Origin of the sequence: Pseudomonas sp. OG7 (assembly GCF_014192825.1) — a bacterium.
Lineage (GTDB): Bacteria > Pseudomonadota > Gammaproteobacteria > Pseudomonadales > Pseudomonadaceae > Aquipseudomonas > Aquipseudomonas monteilii.
The window spans coordinates 404,113-420,445 of sequence record NZ_JACHYK010000003.1 but is presented as its reverse complement, the minus strand read 5'-3'; the positions used below and the strand labels follow the sequence as shown (position 1 = coordinate 420,445).

At 62.4% G+C, this 16,333-nt stretch carries 21 protein-coding genes and 1 riboswitch; of the genes, 12 read left to right on the top strand and 9 right to left on the bottom strand.

Annotation, left to right across the window (positions count from 1 at the left end; translation table 11 throughout):
- Positions 1 to 62: 62 nt before the first annotated feature.
- Complete coding sequence (locus tag FHW75_RS10015) at positions 63 to 1,049, bottom strand: NAD(P)/FAD-dependent oxidoreductase (RefSeq protein ID WP_027609755.1); 987 nt, start codon at positions 1,047 to 1,049, stop codon at positions 63 to 65.
- A gap of 187 nt (positions 1,050 to 1,236) precedes the next feature.
- Between FHW75_RS10015 and FHW75_RS10010 the strand changes: the two genes are divergently transcribed.
- A complete protein-coding gene (locus tag FHW75_RS10010; RefSeq protein WP_027609754.1) occupies positions 1,237 to 2,142 on the top strand; it encodes a TIGR01777 family oxidoreductase in 906 nt (301 codons plus the stop codon).
- Positions 2,143 to 2,155: 13 nt separating this feature from the next.
- Entirely contained in the window at positions 2,156 to 3,169 is a 1,014-nt protein-coding gene (gene hemH / locus FHW75_RS10005; protein ID WP_016713296.1) for a ferrochelatase, read from the top strand.
- Between the two features lie 70 nt (positions 3,170 to 3,239).
- On the opposite strand, the gene FHW75_RS10000 is transcribed toward hemH, so the two are convergent.
- Positions 3,240 to 4,514: a uracil-xanthine permease family protein gene (locus FHW75_RS10000; RefSeq protein ID WP_016713295.1), complete on the bottom strand. Its 1,275-nt coding sequence runs from the start codon at positions 4,512 to 4,514 to the stop codon at positions 3,240 to 3,242.
- A 2-nt stretch (positions 4,515 to 4,516) separates the two neighbouring features.
- Positions 4,517 to 5,155 (bottom strand): uracil phosphoribosyltransferase, encoded by a 639-nt coding sequence (gene upp / locus FHW75_RS09995; protein ID WP_011532223.1) that lies wholly within the window; start codon positions 5,153 to 5,155, stop codon positions 4,517 to 4,519.
- Positions 5,156 to 5,318: 163 nt separating this feature from the next.
- On the opposite strand from upp, the gene FHW75_RS09990 reads away from it, so the two are divergent.
- The 4 genes from FHW75_RS09990 to FHW75_RS09975 all read left to right on the top strand — a co-directional run bounded on the left by FHW75_RS09990 (position 5,319) and on the right by FHW75_RS09975 (position 7,233).
- Positions 5,319 to 5,876 (top strand): hypoxanthine-guanine phosphoribosyltransferase, encoded by a 558-nt coding sequence (locus FHW75_RS09990; protein ID WP_019099801.1) that lies wholly within the window; start codon positions 5,319 to 5,321, stop codon positions 5,874 to 5,876.
- 2 nt (positions 5,877 to 5,878) lie between these two features.
- Complete coding sequence (locus FHW75_RS09985; RefSeq protein WP_019099800.1) at positions 5,879 to 6,352, top strand: WbuC family cupin fold metalloprotein; 474 nt, start codon at positions 5,879 to 5,881, stop codon at positions 6,350 to 6,352.
- 51 nt (positions 6,353 to 6,403) lie between these two features.
- A complete protein-coding gene (locus tag FHW75_RS09980; RefSeq protein ID WP_019099799.1) occupies positions 6,404 to 6,874 on the top strand; it encodes a hypothetical protein in 471 nt (156 codons plus the stop codon).
- A gap of 68 nt (positions 6,875 to 6,942) precedes the next feature.
- The gene (locus FHW75_RS09975; RefSeq protein ID WP_003247360.1) at positions 6,943 to 7,233 is read left to right on the top strand and encodes a PA4642 family protein; all 291 of its coding nucleotides are present in this window, start codon (positions 6,943 to 6,945) and stop codon (positions 7,231 to 7,233) included.
- A 57-nt stretch (positions 7,234 to 7,290) separates the two neighbouring features.
- Here the strand turns inward: FHW75_RS09975 and mqo are convergent, their stop codons facing one another.
- Both mqo and FHW75_RS09965 read right to left on the bottom strand, forming a co-directional pair.
- Positions 7,291 to 8,799 (bottom strand): malate dehydrogenase (quinone), encoded by a 1,509-nt coding sequence (gene mqo, locus FHW75_RS09970; protein WP_016713291.1) that lies wholly within the window; start codon positions 8,797 to 8,799, stop codon positions 7,291 to 7,293.
- 600 nt (positions 8,800 to 9,399) lie between these two features.
- Positions 9,400 to 9,633 (bottom strand): hypothetical protein, encoded by a 234-nt coding sequence (locus tag FHW75_RS09965; protein ID WP_016713290.1) that lies wholly within the window; start codon positions 9,631 to 9,633, stop codon positions 9,400 to 9,402.
- Positions 9,634 to 9,778: 145 nt separating this feature from the next.
- Here FHW75_RS09965 and FHW75_RS09960 point away from each other — a divergent pair, with 145 nt between their 5' ends.
- Entirely contained in the window at positions 9,779 to 10,363 is a 585-nt protein-coding gene (locus FHW75_RS09960; protein ID WP_183673563.1) for a YajG family lipoprotein, read from the top strand.
- 65 nt (positions 10,364 to 10,428) lie between these two features.
- Here FHW75_RS09960 and FHW75_RS09955 read toward each other — a convergent pair whose 3' ends face one another.
- Positions 10,429 to 10,635, bottom strand: a complete 207-nt coding sequence (locus tag FHW75_RS09955; protein ID WP_003247353.1) for a hypothetical protein — start codon at positions 10,633 to 10,635, stop codon at positions 10,429 to 10,431.
- Positions 10,636 to 10,794: 159 nt separating this feature from the next.
- Between FHW75_RS09955 and FHW75_RS09950 the strand changes: the two genes are divergently transcribed.
- Positions 10,795 to 11,055 (top strand): hypothetical protein, encoded by a 261-nt coding sequence (locus tag FHW75_RS09950; RefSeq protein ID WP_019099798.1) that lies wholly within the window; start codon positions 10,795 to 10,797, stop codon positions 11,053 to 11,055.
- A gap of 34 nt (positions 11,056 to 11,089) precedes the next feature.
- Here FHW75_RS09950 and FHW75_RS09945 read toward each other — a convergent pair whose 3' ends face one another.
- Positions 11,090 to 12,259: a 1-acyl-sn-glycerol-3-phosphate acyltransferase gene (locus FHW75_RS09945; protein ID WP_161751628.1), complete on the bottom strand. Its 1,170-nt coding sequence runs from the start codon at positions 12,257 to 12,259 to the stop codon at positions 11,090 to 11,092.
- Between the two features lie 122 nt (positions 12,260 to 12,381).
- On the opposite strand from FHW75_RS09945, the gene FHW75_RS09940 reads away from it, so the two are divergent.
- From FHW75_RS09940 to FHW75_RS09925, 4 genes are all read left to right on the top strand, one after another.
- A complete protein-coding gene (locus FHW75_RS09940) occupies positions 12,382 to 12,564 on the top strand; it encodes a CPXCG motif-containing cysteine-rich protein (RefSeq protein WP_012270508.1) in 183 nt (60 codons plus the stop codon).
- On the top strand, positions 12,564 to 12,824 hold the full coding sequence (locus FHW75_RS09935; RefSeq protein ID WP_016713286.1) for a putative signal transducing protein: 261 nt from the start codon (positions 12,564 to 12,566) through the stop codon (positions 12,822 to 12,824). Before FHW75_RS09940 ends, FHW75_RS09935 begins: the two co-directional genes overlap by 1 nt.
- A gap of 15 nt (positions 12,825 to 12,839) precedes the next feature.
- A complete protein-coding gene (locus FHW75_RS09930; protein WP_019099797.1) occupies positions 12,840 to 13,460 on the top strand; it encodes an SOS response-associated peptidase in 621 nt (206 codons plus the stop codon).
- 89 nt (positions 13,461 to 13,549) lie between these two features.
- A complete protein-coding gene (locus FHW75_RS09925) occupies positions 13,550 to 14,368 on the top strand; it encodes a M48 family metallopeptidase (RefSeq protein ID WP_019099796.1) in 819 nt (272 codons plus the stop codon).
- Between the two features lie 103 nt (positions 14,369 to 14,471).
- Here FHW75_RS09925 and FHW75_RS09920 read toward each other — a convergent pair whose 3' ends face one another.
- A complete protein-coding gene (locus FHW75_RS09920; protein WP_183673561.1) occupies positions 14,472 to 15,056 on the bottom strand; it encodes a TMEM165/GDT1 family protein in 585 nt (194 codons plus the stop codon).
- Between the two features lie 88 nt (positions 15,057 to 15,144).
- Positions 15,145 to 15,284: riboswitch (yybP-ykoY riboswitch) on the bottom strand.
- Between the two features lie 40 nt (positions 15,285 to 15,324).
- Positions 15,325 to 16,323: a class I SAM-dependent methyltransferase gene (locus FHW75_RS09915; protein WP_183673559.1), complete on the bottom strand. Its 999-nt coding sequence runs from the start codon at positions 16,321 to 16,323 to the stop codon at positions 15,325 to 15,327.
- Positions 16,324 to 16,333 lie beyond the last annotated feature (10 nt).

The window sequence follows — 16,333 nt, the reverse complement described above, 5'->3', positions numbered from 1 at the left end:
TACAGGTTTATTCCAGCACAGCCCTGAAGTTATGCAAACCATTATTTTTGTATAGCGCTACATCATTCCAGGTGTTCGAGCAGTCGCCGTGCCGCTTCCTGGCCGCTGAGCCAGGCGCCCTCGACGCGCCCGGAAAGGCACCAGTCGCCGCACGCGTACAAGCCTTGGTCGGCATCGGCCAGCGCGCCCCATTCGTGGTTGCTGCTGGGGCGTGCATAGAGCCAGCGGTGGGCCAGGGCGAAGGTAGGTGCGGGCACCACGCAGCCGACCAGCTCGGCGAACTCGCCCCACAACTGTTCGATCACTTCTTCCTTGGGCAGGTCGAGGTGTTGCCGGCTCCAGTCAGACGTGGCGTGCAGCACCCAGGTGTCGAGTTGTTCGTCACGGCCGGGTTTGCTGCGGTTGCGGGCCAGCCAGTCGAGCGGGTTGTCTTGCACGAAACAGCCTTGCATCGGCGTATCCAGCGGCGCCTGGAAGGCGAGGGCGACGGCCCAGGTGGGCTCCATCTGCACACCAGCGGCCACGGCAGCCAGTTTTGGGGTGGCAGCCAGCAGCGGCGTGGCCTGCGGTGCCGGTACCGCGATCACCACGCGGCTGTAGGGGCCATGGCTGCAGCCTTCGGTGTCCTGCAGGTGCCAGTACTGTTTGCCGCGGAACACCTCGGTGATGCGACAGCCGAAGTTCACCGTCACATCCTTGAGCAAGCCACGGGTGATGGCGCTCATGCGGGGCACGCCCACCCAGCGCGTCTGCTCGTCGGGAGAGGGGGTGAGTTCGCCGTCACGGTAGTTGTACAGCTGCGGCTTCCACTGCTCGGCCCAGCCAGCGGTGACCCACTGTTGTACCTGCTCGACGAAACGCCGGTCACGGGCGGTGAAATACTGCGCGCCGAGGTCGAGTGCGCCGGCTTCGCTGCGCTTGCTTGCCATGCGACCGCCACTGCCGTGGCCTTTGTCGAACAAATGCACGGATTGCCCCGCCTTCTGCAAGGCCTGGGCAGCTGACAAGCCGGCGATACCGGCCCCGATGATGGCGATAGGTACTGTCATGATGGCCTCTTCAAACCTTGCTGTAAGCAGACTACGCTGTCAGGCAAACCTGTACAATCCAGAATTTCTGTATAAGGTTATTCCGCTTTGGCGGACAGGTTGGCCTATGTTTATCCGAGAGCGTCGGGTCAAAAAAGTGCCTTGATGTTAAAAATAGACCACCGCCGCATTCTGCGAGGACACAGCCATGCATATATTGCTGACAGGCGGCACCGGGTTGATAGGCAGGCACCTCTGCCAGCACTGGCTTGGCCAAGGCCATCGCCTGACGGTGTGGAGCCGGCGCCCTGAGCAAGTGCCGAAAATGTGTGGCACTGGTGTACGTGGCATTGCCCGTCTGGAGCAACTGGAAGCGGACGATCACCTGGATGCGGTGATCAACCTCGCCGGCGCGCCGATTGCGGACCGGCCTTGGACGGCGGCCCGGCGTAACCTGCTGTGGGCCAGCCGCGTTACCCTGACCGAGCAGTTGCTGAGCTGGCTGGGTACCCGCGAGCAGCGACCAGACGTGCTGATCTCCGGCTCTGCGGTTGGCTGGTACGGTGATGGTGGTGAGCGCGAGCTGACCGAGGCATCACCGCCGGTGCGCGAAGATTTTGCCAGCCAGTTATGCATTGCCTGGGAGGAAACGGCCCTGCGTTCCCAGGCACAGGGCATCCGCGTGGTGCTGGTGCGAACCGGGCTGGTGCTGGCCAGCGATGGCGGCTTTTTGTCGCGGCTGCGCCTGCCCTTCAAGCTGGGGCTGGGCGGGCCTTTGGGCGATGGTCGGCAGTGGATGCCGTGGGTCCATATAGACGACCAGGTCGCCCTGATTGATTTTCTTTTGCGGCACAAGGATGCCAGCGGTCCCTATAATGCCTGCGCCCCGGAACCGGTGCGCAACCGCGAGTTCGCCAGGTGTCTGGGGCGCACCTTGCATCGGCCGGCGTTGCTGCCGGTGCCGGCGCTGCTACTCAAGGCTGGCCTGGGTGAGCTGTCGACCTTGCTGCTGGGTGGCCAGCGGGCACGCCCGGTACGCTTGTTGGCGGCTGGCTTCACCTTCCGCTTCAACGATCTGCAATCGGCCCTGGACAACTTGTCCAGCCGCCTCTGACATAGGATGCTGCATGACCGATCACGCCCTGCTGCTGGTCAACCTGGGTTCCCCGGCCTCCACCTCGGTGGCCGATGTACGCCGTTACCTCAACCAGTTCCTCATGGACCCGTACGTGATCGACCTGCCCTGGCCGGTGCGGCGGCTACTGGTGTCGCTGATCCTGATCAAGCGCCCGGAGCAGTCGGCGCATGCCTATGGCTCGATCTGGTGGGAGGAGGGCTCGCCGCTGGTGGTGCTGACCCGTCGTCTGCAGGCTGCCATGGTCGAACACTGGCCCCACGGCCCGGTGGAAATTGCCATGCGCTATGGCCAGCCTGCCCTACCAGACGTGCTGGAGCGCCTGGCGGCCCAGGGTGTACGCAAGGTGACCTTGGCACCGCTTTATCCACAGTTCGCCGACAGTACGGTGACCACTGTGGTCGAGCTGGCCAGGCAGACGGTCAACGAACGTCGGTTGCCGTTGCAGATGCGTGTGCTGCAACCGTTCTACGAGCATCCGGACTATATCGAGGCGCTGGCCGCCAGCGCGCGTCCGTACCTGGAGCAGGATTACGACCACCTGTTGCTGAGCTTCCACGGCTTGCCGGAGCGGCACCTGAAGAAGCTGGACCCGACCGGCAAACACGATTTCCAGGCAGCCGACTGCTGCAAGGATGCCAGCGCCGAGATGCGTGCGGTGTGCTACCGCGGGCAGTGCCTGGCCACGGCCAAGGCCTTTGCGCAGAAGATGGGCATACCGGATGGCAAGTGGTCGGTGTCGTTCCAGTCGCGGCTGGGGCGGGCCAAGTGGATCGAGCCCTATACCGAGGCGCGGCTGGATGAGCTGGGCAAGGCAGGGGTGAAGAAATTGTTGGTGATGTGCCCGGCGTTCGTGGCCGATTGCATCGAGACGCTGGAAGAGATCGGCATGCGTGGGAGCGAGCAGTTTGTCGAGGCCGGCGGGCGGGAGCTGGTGCTGGTGCCGTGCCTGAATGATCACCCTGAGTGGGTAAGGGTGTTGGCGGGGATGTGCGAAAAAGCCTGATCCGATGGTTGCCTGAACCGGCCTCTTCGCGGGCAACCCCGCGAAGAGGCCAGATCAGGTTAAAGCCGGATCACGGCAACTGATCATCCAGCTTCTTGTGCTTCCAGCCATCATTGCCCGGCAAGATCAGGTTCAGGGCAATCGCCACGATGGCGCACAGGGCGATGCCTTTCAGGCCCCAGTCATCCGGGCCGTCACCGCTGCCGATCAGCACGCCGCCGATACCGAACACCAAGGTGACCGACACGATCACCAGGTTGCGGGCTTCGGCCAGGTCGATCTTGTGGCGGATCATGGTGTTCATGCCCACTGCCGCGATCGAGCCGAACAGCAGGCACAGAATGCCGCCCATCACCGGTACCGGGATGCTTTGCAGCAGCGCGCCGAACTTGCCGATGAACGCCAGGGTGATGGCGAAGACCGCCGCCCAGGTCATGATCTTCGGGTTGTAGTTCTTGGTCAGCATCACCGCGCCAGTCACTTCGGCGTAGGTGGTGTTGGGCGGGCCGCCGAACAGGCCGGCTGCGGTAGTGGCCAGGCCGTCACCCAGCAAGGTGCGGTGCAGGCCAGGCTTTTTCAGGTAGTCACGACCGGTCACGCTACCGACCGCGATTACCCCACCGATATGCTCGATCGCCGGTGCCAGGGCAACAGGGACGATGAACAGGATGGCCTGCCAGTTGAACGCCGGTGCGGTGAAGTTGGGGATCTCCAGCCACGGTGCAGCGGCGATCTTGGCGGTATCGACCACGCCAAAGGCGAACGACAGGGCAAAGCCTACCAGCACGCCCGCAATGATCGGCACCAGGCGGAAGATGCCTTTACCGAACACGGCGACGATCAGCGTAGTGAGCAGCGCCGGCATCGAGATCATCATGGCGGTCTTGTACGGCAGCAGCACGCTGCCATCACCGGCCTTGCCCATTGCCATGTTGGCAGCGATCGGTGCCATGGCCAGGCCGATGGAGATGATCACCGGGCCGATCACCACCGGCGGCAGCATGCGGTCGATGAACCCGGTGCCTTTGATTTTCACCATCAGGCCCATGAAGGTGTACACGAAGCCTGCGGCCATCACGCCGCCCATGGTCTCGGCCAGGCCGAACTGGCCCTTGGCGAGGATGATCGGGGTGATGAAGGCAAAGCTGGAGGCCAGGAACACCGGTACCTGGCGGCCGGTGACCAGCTGGAACAGCAGGGTGCCGATGCCGGCGGTGAACAGCGCGACGTTCGGGTCGAGGCCGGTGATCAATGGCATCAGCACCAGCGCGCCGAATGCCACGAAGAGCATCTGCGCGCCCGAAACGACCTGGCGCCAGAGCGGGTCGTTGAAGCCGTCCTGCATGGTCAGGCGTCCTTTTGCTTGGTGCCGAAGATCTTGTCACCGGCATCGCCCAGGCCCGGCACGATGTAGCCGTGTTCGTTCAGACGCTGGTCGATCGAGGCGGTGTAGATCTGCACATCCGGGTGGGCTTTTTCCACCACTTCGATGCCTTCTGGCGCGGCAACCAGCACCATGGCGCGAATCTCTTTGCAGCCGGCCTTTTTCAGCAGGTCGATGGTGGCGACCATCGAGCCGCCGGTGGCCAGCATCGGGTCGATGATCAGGGCCAGGCGCTGGTTGATATCCGGCGCGAGTTTTTCCAGGTAGGTGTGGGCTTCCAGGGTTTCTTCGTTGCGGGCAACGCCGACGGCGCTCACCTTGGCGCCCGGGATCAGGCTGAGCACGCCGTCGAGCATGCCGATGCCGGCGCGCAGGATAGGCACCACGGTGATTTTCTTGCCGGCGATTTTTTCAACTTGAACCTTGCCACACCAGCCGTCGATCTCGTAGGTTTCCAGTGGCAGGTCCTGGGTGGCTTCGTAGGTCAGGAGCGCGCCGACTTCCTGGGCGAGTTCGCGAAAATTCTTGGTGCTGATATCGGCACGGCGCATCAGGCCGAGCTTGTGGCGGATCAGCGGATGGCGGATCTCACGAGTGGGCATAGGGGGGGCTCCGAAAGGCGGGCAAAAAAACCGCGCTAGATTAATCTATTCAGCCTGTGCTGTCGTCTGGTCATTCTGGACGTTAGTCCATAAATGCTTGATCTGTGACGAGCGGATGCGTACCTTTGCCCGCTTTTCCAAAATGCACCCCCCGGAGAGCGCCATGTCCGCCGATCTCGAGCATATCCGTCAAGTCATGCGTGAAGCTGACTGCCTGTACAACGAAGCCGAAGTCGAAGCGGCCATCGCCAACGTCGGCGAGCAGATCTGCAAAGACCTGCACGACAAGAACCCGGTGGTGTTCTGCGTGATGAACGGCGGCCTGATCTTCGCCGGCAAACTGCTCACCCACCTGCAGTTCCCGCTGGAAGCGTCGTACCTGCACGCCACCCGCTACCGCAACCAGACCAGCGGCGGTGAGCTGTTCTGGAAGGCCAAACCGGAAGTGTCGTTCATCGACCGTGATGTGCTGATCGTCGATGACATCCTCGACGAAGGCCACACCCTCAGCGCCATCATCGAGTTCTGCAAGCATGCCGGCGCGCGTTCGGTGCACACGGCGGTACTGATCGACAAGGACCACGACCGCAAGGCCAGCCCGGACCTCAAGGCCAACTACGTGGGCCTGCCGTGCGTCGACCGCTACATCTTCGGCTACGGCATGGACTACAAAGGCTACTGGCGCAACGCCAACGGCATCTTCGCCGTCAAGGGGCTGTGACCATGCGCCAGCCTGCGTTCATCGACCAATCGCTGTTCGCCGGGCTGGCCGAAAAGGCGGCCGCCAACCCGCGCGGGCGGCAGCATCACAACTTCCATGAGATGGTAGAGCCTTGCCACCGCATGGCGGTGGGGCTGCAGCCGAATACCTATATCCCGCCGCACCGGCACCTGAGCGACGACAAGGCTGAGGCCCTGATCGTGCTCAAGGGCCGCCTGGGCCTGCTGATCTTCGATGAGCAGGGCGTGGTAACCGCCAAGCGGGTGCTGCAGGCGGGCGGCGACTGCCTGGGAGTGGACCTGCCACCAGGCACGTACCATGGGTTGGTGGTGCTGGAGCCCGACAGCATGCTGTTCGAATGCAAGGCCGGGCCTTACCGACCCGTGGGCGAGGGCGAGCATGCGCACTGGGCGCCGCGTGAAGGCGATGAGGGTGTCGCCGAGTACCAGGCCTGGATGCGCGCGCAGTTCGATTGATAGTGCCTGCACACGGCATGCTAGAGTGCTCCTTCATACAAGGAGCCTCACATGCGTGCGATTCTTCCCCTCCTGCTGGCAGTCAGCCTGCCACTTGCCGCCGCACCGCTGCACAGTCAGTTCCTGCCACCTGACGACCTGTCTTTACGCCAGGAGGCGCCGACCGGCCAGCAATTGCTGCAAGTGACCGACTACTCCGTGGTGGTGGGTGCCCAGCGCCAGTCCGATCAGCAGCCGATCCCGATCACGTCGTCGTTGCAGGTGCGCCTGAAAGGCAAGCCGCTGAGCAAGGGCGCGACCATTGCCCAGGTGCTGCTGACGTTCGACGGTGAGGCGGCCAAGAGCCTGAAGAAGCCCGTGTATGACGAAAAAACCCGCACCCTGAGCCTGAATTACCCGGTCAGCGACTATCGGGTGATCATGGATCTGCTGCGCAACGAAACGCTGTATGTGCAGTTTCTGACCTATAACAACGGCCATATCTGGGCCGACCTGCACACCGGTACCGTACGTACGCGTTGAGGCACGCGGCCTGCGAGGGGTACACTGCCGGCCTTCGAAATTCCGTGATGGTCCAGTTGGAGTCGGCAATGCGTAAAGACAAGAAACAGGTAATCGGTGACGAAATCAGCGACGACTACATCAAGTCGTTCCTTCAGTTCGAGCCGGCCGATGGCGTGACCTCGCCGTCGCTGCACAAGCTGGTCAAGGCCTACCGTGGCCTGCGCGTCGATGACTTCGAGCGCTTTGTCGGCTTCTTCGTCGAAGCGGGCCTGGACCTGGATGGCAAGGACGAGCACGGCAAGACCTTCGTCGAGCAGATAGCCGACCAGCGCAATGCGCCGGAGTACATCGAGATCATCGATAAAGCCCGCGGCTGATAACGGCCCAGGCACAAAAAAACGCCCCGAGGGGCGTTTTTTCGTTTCAGGCCGGCATTAAGCGTAATGCTTGGCTGCCGGGCTGCTTTCCACCAGGTCCAGCGCCACGTCGTTGTCGGCACTGATCTTGTGGTACAGAGCGGCATCGGTCGCCAGCGTCTTCTCACGCGCCGGGAAGATTTCCTTGAGCTTGGCAGCCCAGGCACCTTTGGCCTGCTCGGGGAAGCAGCGCTCGATCAGTTCCAGCATGATCGACACGGTAACCGAAGCACCTGGCGATGCGCCGAGCAGTGCGGCCAGGCTGCCGTCCTGGGCCGAGACCAGCTCGGTACCGAACTGCAGCACGCCGCCTTTTTTCGGGTCTTTCTTGATGATCTGCACACGCTGACCGGCCACTTCCAGGCGCCAGTCTTCGGCCTTGGCCTGCGGGTAGAAGCGACGCAGGGCTTCCAGGCGCTGCTCCATCGACTGCATCACTTCGCTGACCAGGTACTTGGTCAGGTCCATGTTGTCGCGGGCCACGGCCAGCATCGGGCCGATGTTGCCCATGCGTACCGACAGCGGCAGGTCCATCAGCGAACCGTGCTTGAGGAACTTGGTGGTGAAGCCAGCGTACGGGCCGAACAGCAGCGAAGTCTTGCCGTCCACAACACGGGTGTCCAGGTGCGGCACCGACATCGGCGGGGCGCCTACGGCGGCCTGGCTGTAGACCTTGGCCTGGTGCTGTTTGACGATTTCCGGGTTGTCGCAACGCAGCCACTGGCCGCTGACCGGGAAGCCGCCGAAGCCTTTGCCTTCCGGGATGCCCGACAGTTGGAGCAGCGGCAGGGCCGCGCCACCGGCGCCGAGGAAGACGAAGCGGGCGTCGACTTCACGGCTGCCGCCGCTGTTGACGTCCTTGATGCTCACGGTCCAGCCGCTGCCGTTACGGCGCAGGCCGACAACCTTCTTGCTGTACTTGACCTGTGCGTCCTGCGAGTCGCCCAGCAGCTTGAGCAGCTTGTTGGTCAGGGCGCCGAAGTTGACGTCGGTGCCCTTGGCCACGCGGGTAGCGGCGATGTGCTGGTCGGCCGGGCGGCCAGGCATCATCAGCGGCATCCAGTCGTTCATCACGGCCTTGTCTTCGGTGTATTCCATGTCGGCGAAGGCATGGTGCTGCTTGAGCAGCTCGAAGCGCTTCTTGAGGAAGGAAACACCCTTGTCACCTTCGACGTAGCTCAGGTGCGGGACAGGGTTGATGAACGCACGTGCCGAGCCGAAGTTGCCCTTCTTGCTCAGGTAAGCCCAGAACTGGCGCGAAACCTCGAACTGGGTGTTGATGTGCACGGCCTTCTTGATGTCGATGCTGCCATCGGCGGCCTGGGGCGTGTAGTTAAGCTCGCACAGACCGGCGTGGCCGGTGCCTGCGTTGTTCCAGGGGTTGGAGCTTTCCGCGGCTCCGGAGTCCATCGCCTCGACGACCTCAAGCTTCAGGGTCGGGTCGAGCTCCTTGAGCAGTACGGCCAGGGTGGCACTCATGATGCCCGCGCCTACCAGTACCACATCAACCGATTCGTTCTGCGCCATTTAACGCGTCTCCACAATCTACAGCTACCTAATTGACAGCATAGGACCTGGGTTCGCCAGGGTCGCCATGTCCGACTTTTCGCAGTTCTTGCAACTTCCGCGGACACCGCCAATCAGTCTTCGGGTTCGGGTATTGAACGCCGTTTGCCACAGGTGCGGCAATTCGACTTATGGTCAAGGTGTCGTGCGTGCGTTATGGAACGGTTCAGACACTCATACGGGATGAGCGCATTTGCCGCCTGTTCAGGGCTGTTCGGGACACATCTGCCGCTTTTGCACATGCCAGACTGTTCATTTGCTCGCCACACTCTTGTGAAGTTGTGAAAACCGTTTTTTCACGCTCTTTTGGAGACGTGAACCTCAAAGGGGGACTGCGCGATGGCAACCCGCAGGTTCATGCAGTGTGAAGGGCCGGAAAAGCAGGCACGACAGCCGATGCAAGACCTGAGTGGAAGGCTCTCTGTGGGCGAAGCGGTGAAGTTGCCGGGGTCAATCGGCGAGTGCGGGGCCCGATCAGGAGACGTCCTTATAATCGGGGGGAGATTATAGCGATGTCGCGGGCAGAAATGTCGCCATTCGTGGTTTTTATTGCAGCGTTTGTCAGGCCGCGAGGATGCGCTGGTGCCAGCGGCGGCTTGCGCGGGCGCAAACCCGGGCGTCGGCAGGCAGTTCGTGGCCCAGCCAGGCCAACCGGGTTTCACCAATCTGGACCCAGTCGCTGCCGTTGGGTGCCTGGCTGCATTGCTTGAAGGCCACGCATTTGCCGTGGGCATCGAGGCGGGCATAGGCATGGTGGCGCGGGCGTTGGAAGAGCAGCGTCCAGAGCGAGGCCATGACGAGGAGTCCTTTGCGTGAGGGCTTGGCGCGAGGATAAGGGCGAGGCCATGAAACGATTGTGACAAGCGGGCCGGACCGATGACTGGTCGATGCGTGCCTAGGTATACTGTGCGCCTTAGCCGCATTTTCTGGAGAAACGCGCATGTTGCAACGTCTGTTGTTCGGTTTGATCGCCGTGGCCAGCCTCAGCCTGGTCGGTTGTGCCCACAGCCCGCAACAACTCAACCCGCAACCCACGCTCAAGGCCCAGCTCACGCCGGTCGGCCATGGCCAGCCGGTGGTGGTCCGGGTGGTTGACGGCCGGGCTTCGCAGTCCCTGGGTACCCGTGGTGGCATGTACCCCGAAACCAGCACCATCAGCGTCAGCGGTAACGACGTGGTGCCCAAGCTGCAAGCCCAGGCCGAAGCTGCCGTGCGCCTGCTCGGCTTCACCCCGACGCCAAATGCCTATAACACACCGCAGCTGACCGTGACCCTGGCCGAGCTGAAATACCAGTCGCCCAAAGACAACCTGTACGTGACCGAAGCCACCATCGGCGCCACCTTCCGTGCCGACGTGCGCAACGGCGGCCGCAGCTACAGCGGCCGTTACGGTGCTTCGCTGGACCAGCGTTTCGGCATGGCGCCGAACCAGGACACCAACACCCAACTGGTGGGTGATGTGCTGAGCGATGCGTTGACCCGTATGTTCAAAGACCCGACCATCGGGCAGGTACTGGGGCAGTAAGCCTTCAGCAATAAAAAGAAACCGCTGCCTGGGTGCCAGGCAGCGGTTTTTTTGTCTGTACAGGTTCAAGCCGCTTCTATGTGGAAATCCAGCAGGCTGAAGCCGGTTCCGGCATCCACTTCGGGCAAGTCTTCGTGCACATGCCCACCTAGCGCACAGTAGACGAGCCATTGGCGGTCCTGCACGTTGATGGCAAAACCATCGATCAGCGCCTGTTGTTCATCGCTCTGGGCGACGAGGTAAAGGCGGTCCTGGTTTTCGGCGTGCAACATGAACAAGCTCCGGGTCATGAAAGGCCGATAGGGTGGCCTGTTCTGATGACGAGCTAATGACAGATGAAATTTAATGACACTTTGTCGTCCAAGGCGGGTGCGCGGGTGCGACTTGGGTAAAATGCGGGCCTTTGTTGCTGCTCACACCGAGGTCGCCTGATGTCCTTGCAAGTGCTCTGGGGGTTTCTGTCCGCCCACCCCGCCAAGTGGATCAACCTGCTGGCGCTGCTGCTGACGTGTCCAGGTGGGTTGCTGCTGCACAGTGCTCGGCGGCGTGATGCCGAGACCCGTGAATACATGGCGGTGGACGAGGGCGTGGTGGATGCGTTCGACCTCCGAGTGCCGCGCTACTTCTATATTCTCGGTTTTTCGTGTCTGGCGATGGCGTTGCTGCTGTCCTGGCTCAGTACCTGGGTTTGACTGAATGGGGCCGCAAAGCGGCCCCGACAATCTGTCAGGCTACAGGTGCCTGTTGCCGCACCTGGTACTGGTTACGCACCGGCGTCGCATACTGCAACACCAGGTAAGGCCGCTGCTCTTCAGGGCAGGCATCCAGGCGGCGCTGCCATTCTTCCTTGGCCTTGGCCAACTCATCGGCCGGGAACACTTTCTCGGCACTCGGCACCTGCAGGGCCTCGTCCTTGCCCTCCCACATCGCATACGCCAGGTAATGCACCGGGAATAGTCGGTAGCCACCCAGGATCTGCCGGTCGATTTCCGCCGCCAGCTGCTTGGTATCCTCGTGGTATTCGGTCACCGGTGGGGCGAAATTGATATGCACCCGGCCCTTGTAGCCGGTAATGCCCTTGGCGATGCTGTTGTCATCCTCGCCCGGCGCTTTCTTGTAGGTGCCGGTGGTGGCGCGGATGTAAAGCTCGCGGGCCTTGGCCTGGTCGCAGGGGTCGTATTCGTAGCTGATCGACACGGGCGTCAGGTTAAGGCTCTGGATCACCGCGCCGAACGGCTCGTCCTTGCGGCTCATGTGGAACATCTTGAGGATCGCCGAGTCGGTACGGTCGTCACCGTCCTTGGCCCGCCCTTCGGCCTGGGCGATCCAGATCGAGGTGGCATCGTTGCGGATCGAGTGGTTGATGTAGGCCGAGAGCAACTGGTAAGCCGCCAGCTTCTCGCGGCGCCCGCTGATCGAACGGTGCACGATGAAGCTTTTGTTCAGGCGCATCATGTCGCTGACAAAGGGCTTTTGCAGCAGGTTGTCACCAATGGCGATGCGCGGCGTGGGCAGGCCGGCATGGTACACCGCGTAGTTGACGAAGGCGGGGTCCATGACGATGTCACGGTGGTTGGCCAGGAACAGGTAGGCAGTGCCGGCCTTGAGCTGCTCTACGCCGGAATAGGTGACGCCGTCGGTGGCACGGTCGATAGTCTGGTCGACGTAGTACTCGACTTTGTCCTGCAAGGTGGAAACGCAGGTGACGCCGGCGAATTCCTTGCGCAGGCGGCGGGCAATCAGCGGTTTGAGCAACCAGCCGAGAGCACCGGCCGCACGCGGGAAGCGGAAGTGGGTGAGGATATCGAGGAATGCCGGGTCGCTGAGCAGGCGTGCCAGAACGGCAGGGACCTCAGCGTCGTCGTACGGTCGGATGGCATCGAATTCGCCCATCATGCTCTCTTGTTGGAAACGGCTAGGGTAATAAGGTAAGGGCGGGCTCCGAAAAACGGCTCGGACACACACTGGCCCTGTAAACAGACCGGCAATTATACGCATAAGTCACCCCGGAGGCCGCGATGCTGGAAACTGCGATCTACGATTGCCCTTATTGTGGCGAAGAAGTCGAAACCACGGTGGACCTGTCCGGCGGCGATCAGGAGTACATCGAGGACTGCCAGGTATGCTGCAAGCCTATCCGCTTCGTACTGCAGGTTCATGGCGAGGAGTGGATGCTGGATGTCTTCGGTGAGAACGACTGATGCGGCGGATCTATGAACCTGAAAGCCTGCTCGAAGCCGAAATGCTGATCGGGATGCTGGCCAGTGAGGGTGTCGATGTTCAACTGGTGGGCCGTGACCTGATGGGCGGTGTGGGCGAGTTGCCGATGCAAGGCTTGTTGGGGCTTGCGGTAGCGGATGAGCAGGCCGAGTACGCACGGCGGCTGATCGATGCGTACAATGATGCCCAGCCACTGGTTGGCGACGAACCGGAGAGTTTCCCCGGTACCTTGATCTGCTAGGTTCTGAATTCGCCCATGTGTGGACGTTACGCCCTGTTTCGCTGGCCCCAGGCGCTGGCCAGCCTGCCTGGTTTTCCCGAAGGCCAGCCGGCCCAATGGAACATTGCTCCCGGTGCCACGGTGCTGATCCAGCGCCAGCTCGACGGCCAGCAGCAACTGGCCAAGGCGCGCTGGGGGCTGACCCCGGCCTGGCTTACCGACCTGTCCCGCACCCCCGCCCATGCCCGCGCCGAAACGCTGGCCGAGCAACCCATGTTCCGCGAGGCGTTTCGCCAGCGCCGCTGCCTGATGCCGGCCAACGGCTTTTACGAATGGCGTGGCAGCGTGCGTAAACGCCCGTACTGGTTGACCCCGGGGGAGGGCTCGTCGCTGTACTTTGCTGCGGTGTGGGAGGCCTATCCCGTGCAGGATCAGGTGTGGCTTAGCTGTGCGGTGGTGACCCAGGCGGCCATGAACCAGCGTCGACCGCTGATACTGGATGAGGCAGGGCAGGCAGCCTGGCTCGACCCGGACACGCCGGTTACCCGCTTGCACGAGTTGCTGGCCAGCCCTGCGGCACAGCTGCGTGAGCGGGCCCTGGCCAATTTCGTCAATGACCCGAAGCTGGATGCGCCGGAGTGCCTGACTCCAGCCTGATGCGCTGGTCGATAAAATCTTCCCTGCGGCTATGGCAGCCACAGGCGAGTCGGCCTAGGATACGCCGCATGTGGATAGGGAGTGTTTTCATGCGTAAGTCTTTTGTTGTCAGCCTGTTGAGTGCTGGAATCCTGCTGGCCGGCTGCCAGGCGGTGAACACCACCAGCGGTGGTGCTGTCGGCGTGCAGCGCCAGCAGTACATGTTCAGCATGCTTTCGACCGATGAGGTCAACCAGATGTACGCCCAGTCGTACCAGCAGACCTTGGGCGAAGCGTCGAGCAAGGGTGTGCTCGACAAGTCCAGCGCCGATGCCAAACGCGTGCAGGTCATCGCCAACCGCCTGATCGCCCAGGCGCCCAAGTTCCGCCCGGATGCCGCGCAGTGGAACTGGGAAGTCAACGTGATAAAAAGCGACGAACTGAACGCCAACTGCGGCCCGGGCGGCAAGATCATCGTCTACACCGGGCTGATCGATCAGCTCAAGCTCACCGATGCAGAAATTGCCGCCGTGGTGGGGCATGAAATTGCTCACGCCCTGCGTGAGCACAGCCGCGAGGCGATGTCCAAGGCCTATGGCGTGCAAATGGCCCGTCAGGGTGCCGGTGCCCTCTTGGGCCTGGGCGAGGGCAGCATGGCCATGGCCGATGCCGTGGTGAACTACTCCATGACCTTGCCCAACAGCCGGGCCAACGAGAACGAAGCCGACCTGATCGGCCTGGAACTGTCGGCCCGCGCCGGTTACGACCCGAATGCTGCGATCACCTTGTGGAACAAGATGAGCAAGGCTTCCGAAGGCGCGCCACCAGAGTTCATGAGCACTCACCCGGCTTCTGAAAGCCGTATCGCTTCGCTGCAGGCGGCGATTCCGAAGGTGATGCCGCTGTATCAGGCTGCGGCCAAGCAGTAAGACCGCAAGGGGGCTGCTTTGCAGCCCTTTCGCGGCACAAGGCCGCTCCTACAACGGTACGCCATCCCCTGTAGGAGCGGCCTTGTGCCCCTCTTTTTTTCAGTTAGCCGATCCAGCCACTGGCCTTCATCGCCGAGTACACGGCCACGATCGCCAGCACGAAGAACGCCGTGGCCGCCAGGCGACGAATCAGCGTCAGGGGCAGCTTGTCTGCCGCGAAGTTACCCGCCAGAACCACCGGCACGTTGGCAATCAGCATGCCCAGCGTGGTCCCGATAATGACCATGATCAGGTGCGGATACTGCGCAGCCAGCATCACGGTTGCAACCTGGGTCTTGTCACCGATTTCGGCCAGGAAGAACGCGATCAGCGTGGTCAGGAACGGCCCGAAGCGACGTGCGTGGTTTTCGTCTTCATCCATCTTGTCCGGTACCAGTGTCCACAGCGCGGTGGCGGTAAAGCTCGCGGCCAGGATCCAGTGCAGGGCCGAGTCGCTGAAGAAGCTGCCGAACCATGCGCCCACGGCACCGGCTGCAGCATGGTTGGCCAGGGTGGCGGCGATGATGCCGGCGATGATCGGCCAAGGCTTGCGGAAGCGGGCAGCAAGAATGAGAGCGAGCAGTTGCGTCTTGTCGCCGATTTCGGCCAAGGCAACGATAGCGGTGGGGACCAACAGAGATTCCAGCATCAGGATTCCTACGGGGGCGGGTCGACACGGCTATGACACGTACAGCCTCCCCGCCCCGGGTAAGGTGTGCGTGTCATAGGTCTTGTCAAACCCGGGATCCGTCTACGCGGATCTCTCCATGCAGGCTGGCATGGTGGGTCGCACGCGCCATGGTCTGTGGACCAAGTATGTTGACGCGTACCGGGCGAGCAGTGCGCTCGCGGGAGACTACTCCCCTAGGACGGTGCGGATTCTGCCTAGGCAAAACGCTTTCGGCAAGCGCTGTTTTTTATCCGTGGGTTGCCTGGTAGATACGGAAGCCGTCTGCCTCGTCGCGTACCTGGCAGTTGCCCAGTGCCCCTTCGATCAGCGGTTGGTAGCGCAGGAAGCTGTTGGCGACCAAGCGCATTTCGCCTCCTTTTCGCAGATGAGCGGCAGATTTTTTCAGCAAGTTCTCCGAGGCCTGGTAATTGGTGTGCACCCCGGTATGGAACGGTGGGTTGCTCAGAATCAGGCTCAGCTCGGCAGGTGCCGCATCAATGCCATCACCGCTGATCACCTCACCCTCCAGGCCGTTGGCAGCCAGTGTCAGACGACTGGCCTCAACCGCGAAGGCGTCCACATCCAGCAGCGTTACCCGGCTTTGTGGATAACGGCGCTTGACCGTGGCGCCCAATATCCCTGCGCCGCAGCCGAAGTCCAGCACATGGCCGCCTGGCAGGCCGTCGAGGTGCTTGAGCAGCAGGGCAGTACCGCGGTCGAGGCGGCCGTGGCTGAATACGCCCGGCAGGCTGACCACCTGCAAGGGGCCGTCTTCCAGCGCCAGCTCGAAGTGCTCGGCCAGGCTTGCCAGCGGCTTGGCATCGGGGGCGTGCTCGATGGTCACTTGCCACAGCTGGCAGTGGCGGGCGCTGTCGAGCTTGCGCGGTTTGCCAAAGGCTTGCAGTTGCTTGGCCGCACCTTCGATGCCGCCGCGTTTTTCGCCGACCAGGTACAGCTCACGGCCGGCCAGGCGCGATGCCAGGGCATTCAGCAGGTAGGCCGCCAGCTCACGGGACTTGGGCAGGAACAGCACGGCGCTGTCGAATGCCATTTCAGGCAGCTCTACCCCGTAATGGCTGCGGCCGGCGAAGCGGCTGTCGAGCATGGCCTGATCGCCGGCATGCCAAGTCCAGGCCTTGGCCTGTGGCAATTGGGCGAGCAGGCCGTCGGCGGGGGCGCCAGCGATCAGCAGCGGCCCCTGGAACAGCTCTGCCTGGCGGAGCAACACTTCACTGCGCGGGTCCATGAACGACGCC

Excerpts from the sequence above, each read along its gene's own strand:
- FHW75_RS09925 (WP_019099796.1), top strand. The coding sequence starts at position 13,550 with ATGCGTAAGTCTTTTGTTGTCAGCCTGTTGAGTGCTGGAATCCTGCTG.
- FHW75_RS09965 (WP_016713290.1), bottom strand. The coding sequence starts at position 9,633 with ATGGCCTCGCTCTGGACGCTGCTCTTCCAACGCCCGCGCCACCATGCC.
- FHW75_RS09935 (WP_016713286.1), top strand. The coding sequence starts at position 12,564 with ATGCGGCGGATCTATGAACCTGAAAGCCTGCTCGAAGCCGAAATGCTG.
- FHW75_RS09975 (WP_003247360.1), top strand. The coding sequence starts at position 6,943 with ATGCGTAAAGACAAGAAACAGGTAATCGGTGACGAAATCAGCGACGAC.
- FHW75_RS09945 (WP_161751628.1), bottom strand. The coding sequence starts at position 12,259 with ATGATGGGCGAATTCGATGCCATCCGACCGTACGACGACGCTGAGGTC.
- hemH (WP_016713296.1), top strand. The coding sequence starts at position 2,156 with ATGACCGATCACGCCCTGCTGCTGGTCAACCTGGGTTCCCCGGCCTCC.
- mqo (WP_016713291.1), bottom strand. The coding sequence starts at position 8,799 with ATGGCGCAGAACGAATCGGTTGATGTGGTACTGGTAGGCGCGGGCATC.
- FHW75_RS09915 (WP_183673559.1), bottom strand. The coding sequence starts at position 16,323 with ATGGACCCGCGCAGTGAAGTGTTGCTCCGCCAGGCAGAGCTGTTCCAG.
- FHW75_RS09980 (WP_019099799.1), top strand. The coding sequence starts at position 6,404 with ATGCGTGCGATTCTTCCCCTCCTGCTGGCAGTCAGCCTGCCACTTGCC.
- FHW75_RS09940 (WP_012270508.1), top strand. The coding sequence starts at position 12,382 with ATGCTGGAAACTGCGATCTACGATTGCCCTTATTGTGGCGAAGAAGTC.
- FHW75_RS09920 (WP_183673561.1), bottom strand. The coding sequence starts at position 15,056 with ATGCTGGAATCTCTGTTGGTCCCCACCGCTATCGTTGCCTTGGCCGAA.
- FHW75_RS09985 (WP_019099800.1), top strand. The coding sequence starts at position 5,879 with ATGCGCCAGCCTGCGTTCATCGACCAATCGCTGTTCGCCGGGCTGGCC.
- FHW75_RS09960 (WP_183673563.1), top strand. The coding sequence starts at position 9,779 with ATGTTGCAACGTCTGTTGTTCGGTTTGATCGCCGTGGCCAGCCTCAGC.
- FHW75_RS09950 (WP_019099798.1), top strand. The coding sequence starts at position 10,795 with ATGTCCTTGCAAGTGCTCTGGGGGTTTCTGTCCGCCCACCCCGCCAAG.
- FHW75_RS09930 (WP_019099797.1), top strand. The coding sequence starts at position 12,840 with ATGTGTGGACGTTACGCCCTGTTTCGCTGGCCCCAGGCGCTGGCCAGC.
- FHW75_RS10010 (WP_027609754.1), top strand. The coding sequence starts at position 1,237 with ATGCATATATTGCTGACAGGCGGCACCGGGTTGATAGGCAGGCACCTC.
- FHW75_RS10015 (WP_027609755.1), bottom strand. The coding sequence starts at position 1,049 with ATGACAGTACCTATCGCCATCATCGGGGCCGGTATCGCCGGCTTGTCA.
- FHW75_RS10000 (WP_016713295.1), bottom strand. The coding sequence starts at position 4,514 with ATGCAGGACGGCTTCAACGACCCGCTCTGGCGCCAGGTCGTTTCGGGC.
- FHW75_RS09990 (WP_019099801.1), top strand. The coding sequence starts at position 5,319 with ATGTCCGCCGATCTCGAGCATATCCGTCAAGTCATGCGTGAAGCTGAC.
- upp (WP_011532223.1), bottom strand. The coding sequence starts at position 5,155 with ATGCCCACTCGTGAGATCCGCCATCCGCTGATCCGCCACAAGCTCGGC.
- FHW75_RS09955 (WP_003247353.1), bottom strand. The coding sequence starts at position 10,635 with ATGTTGCACGCCGAAAACCAGGACCGCCTTTACCTCGTCGCCCAGAGC.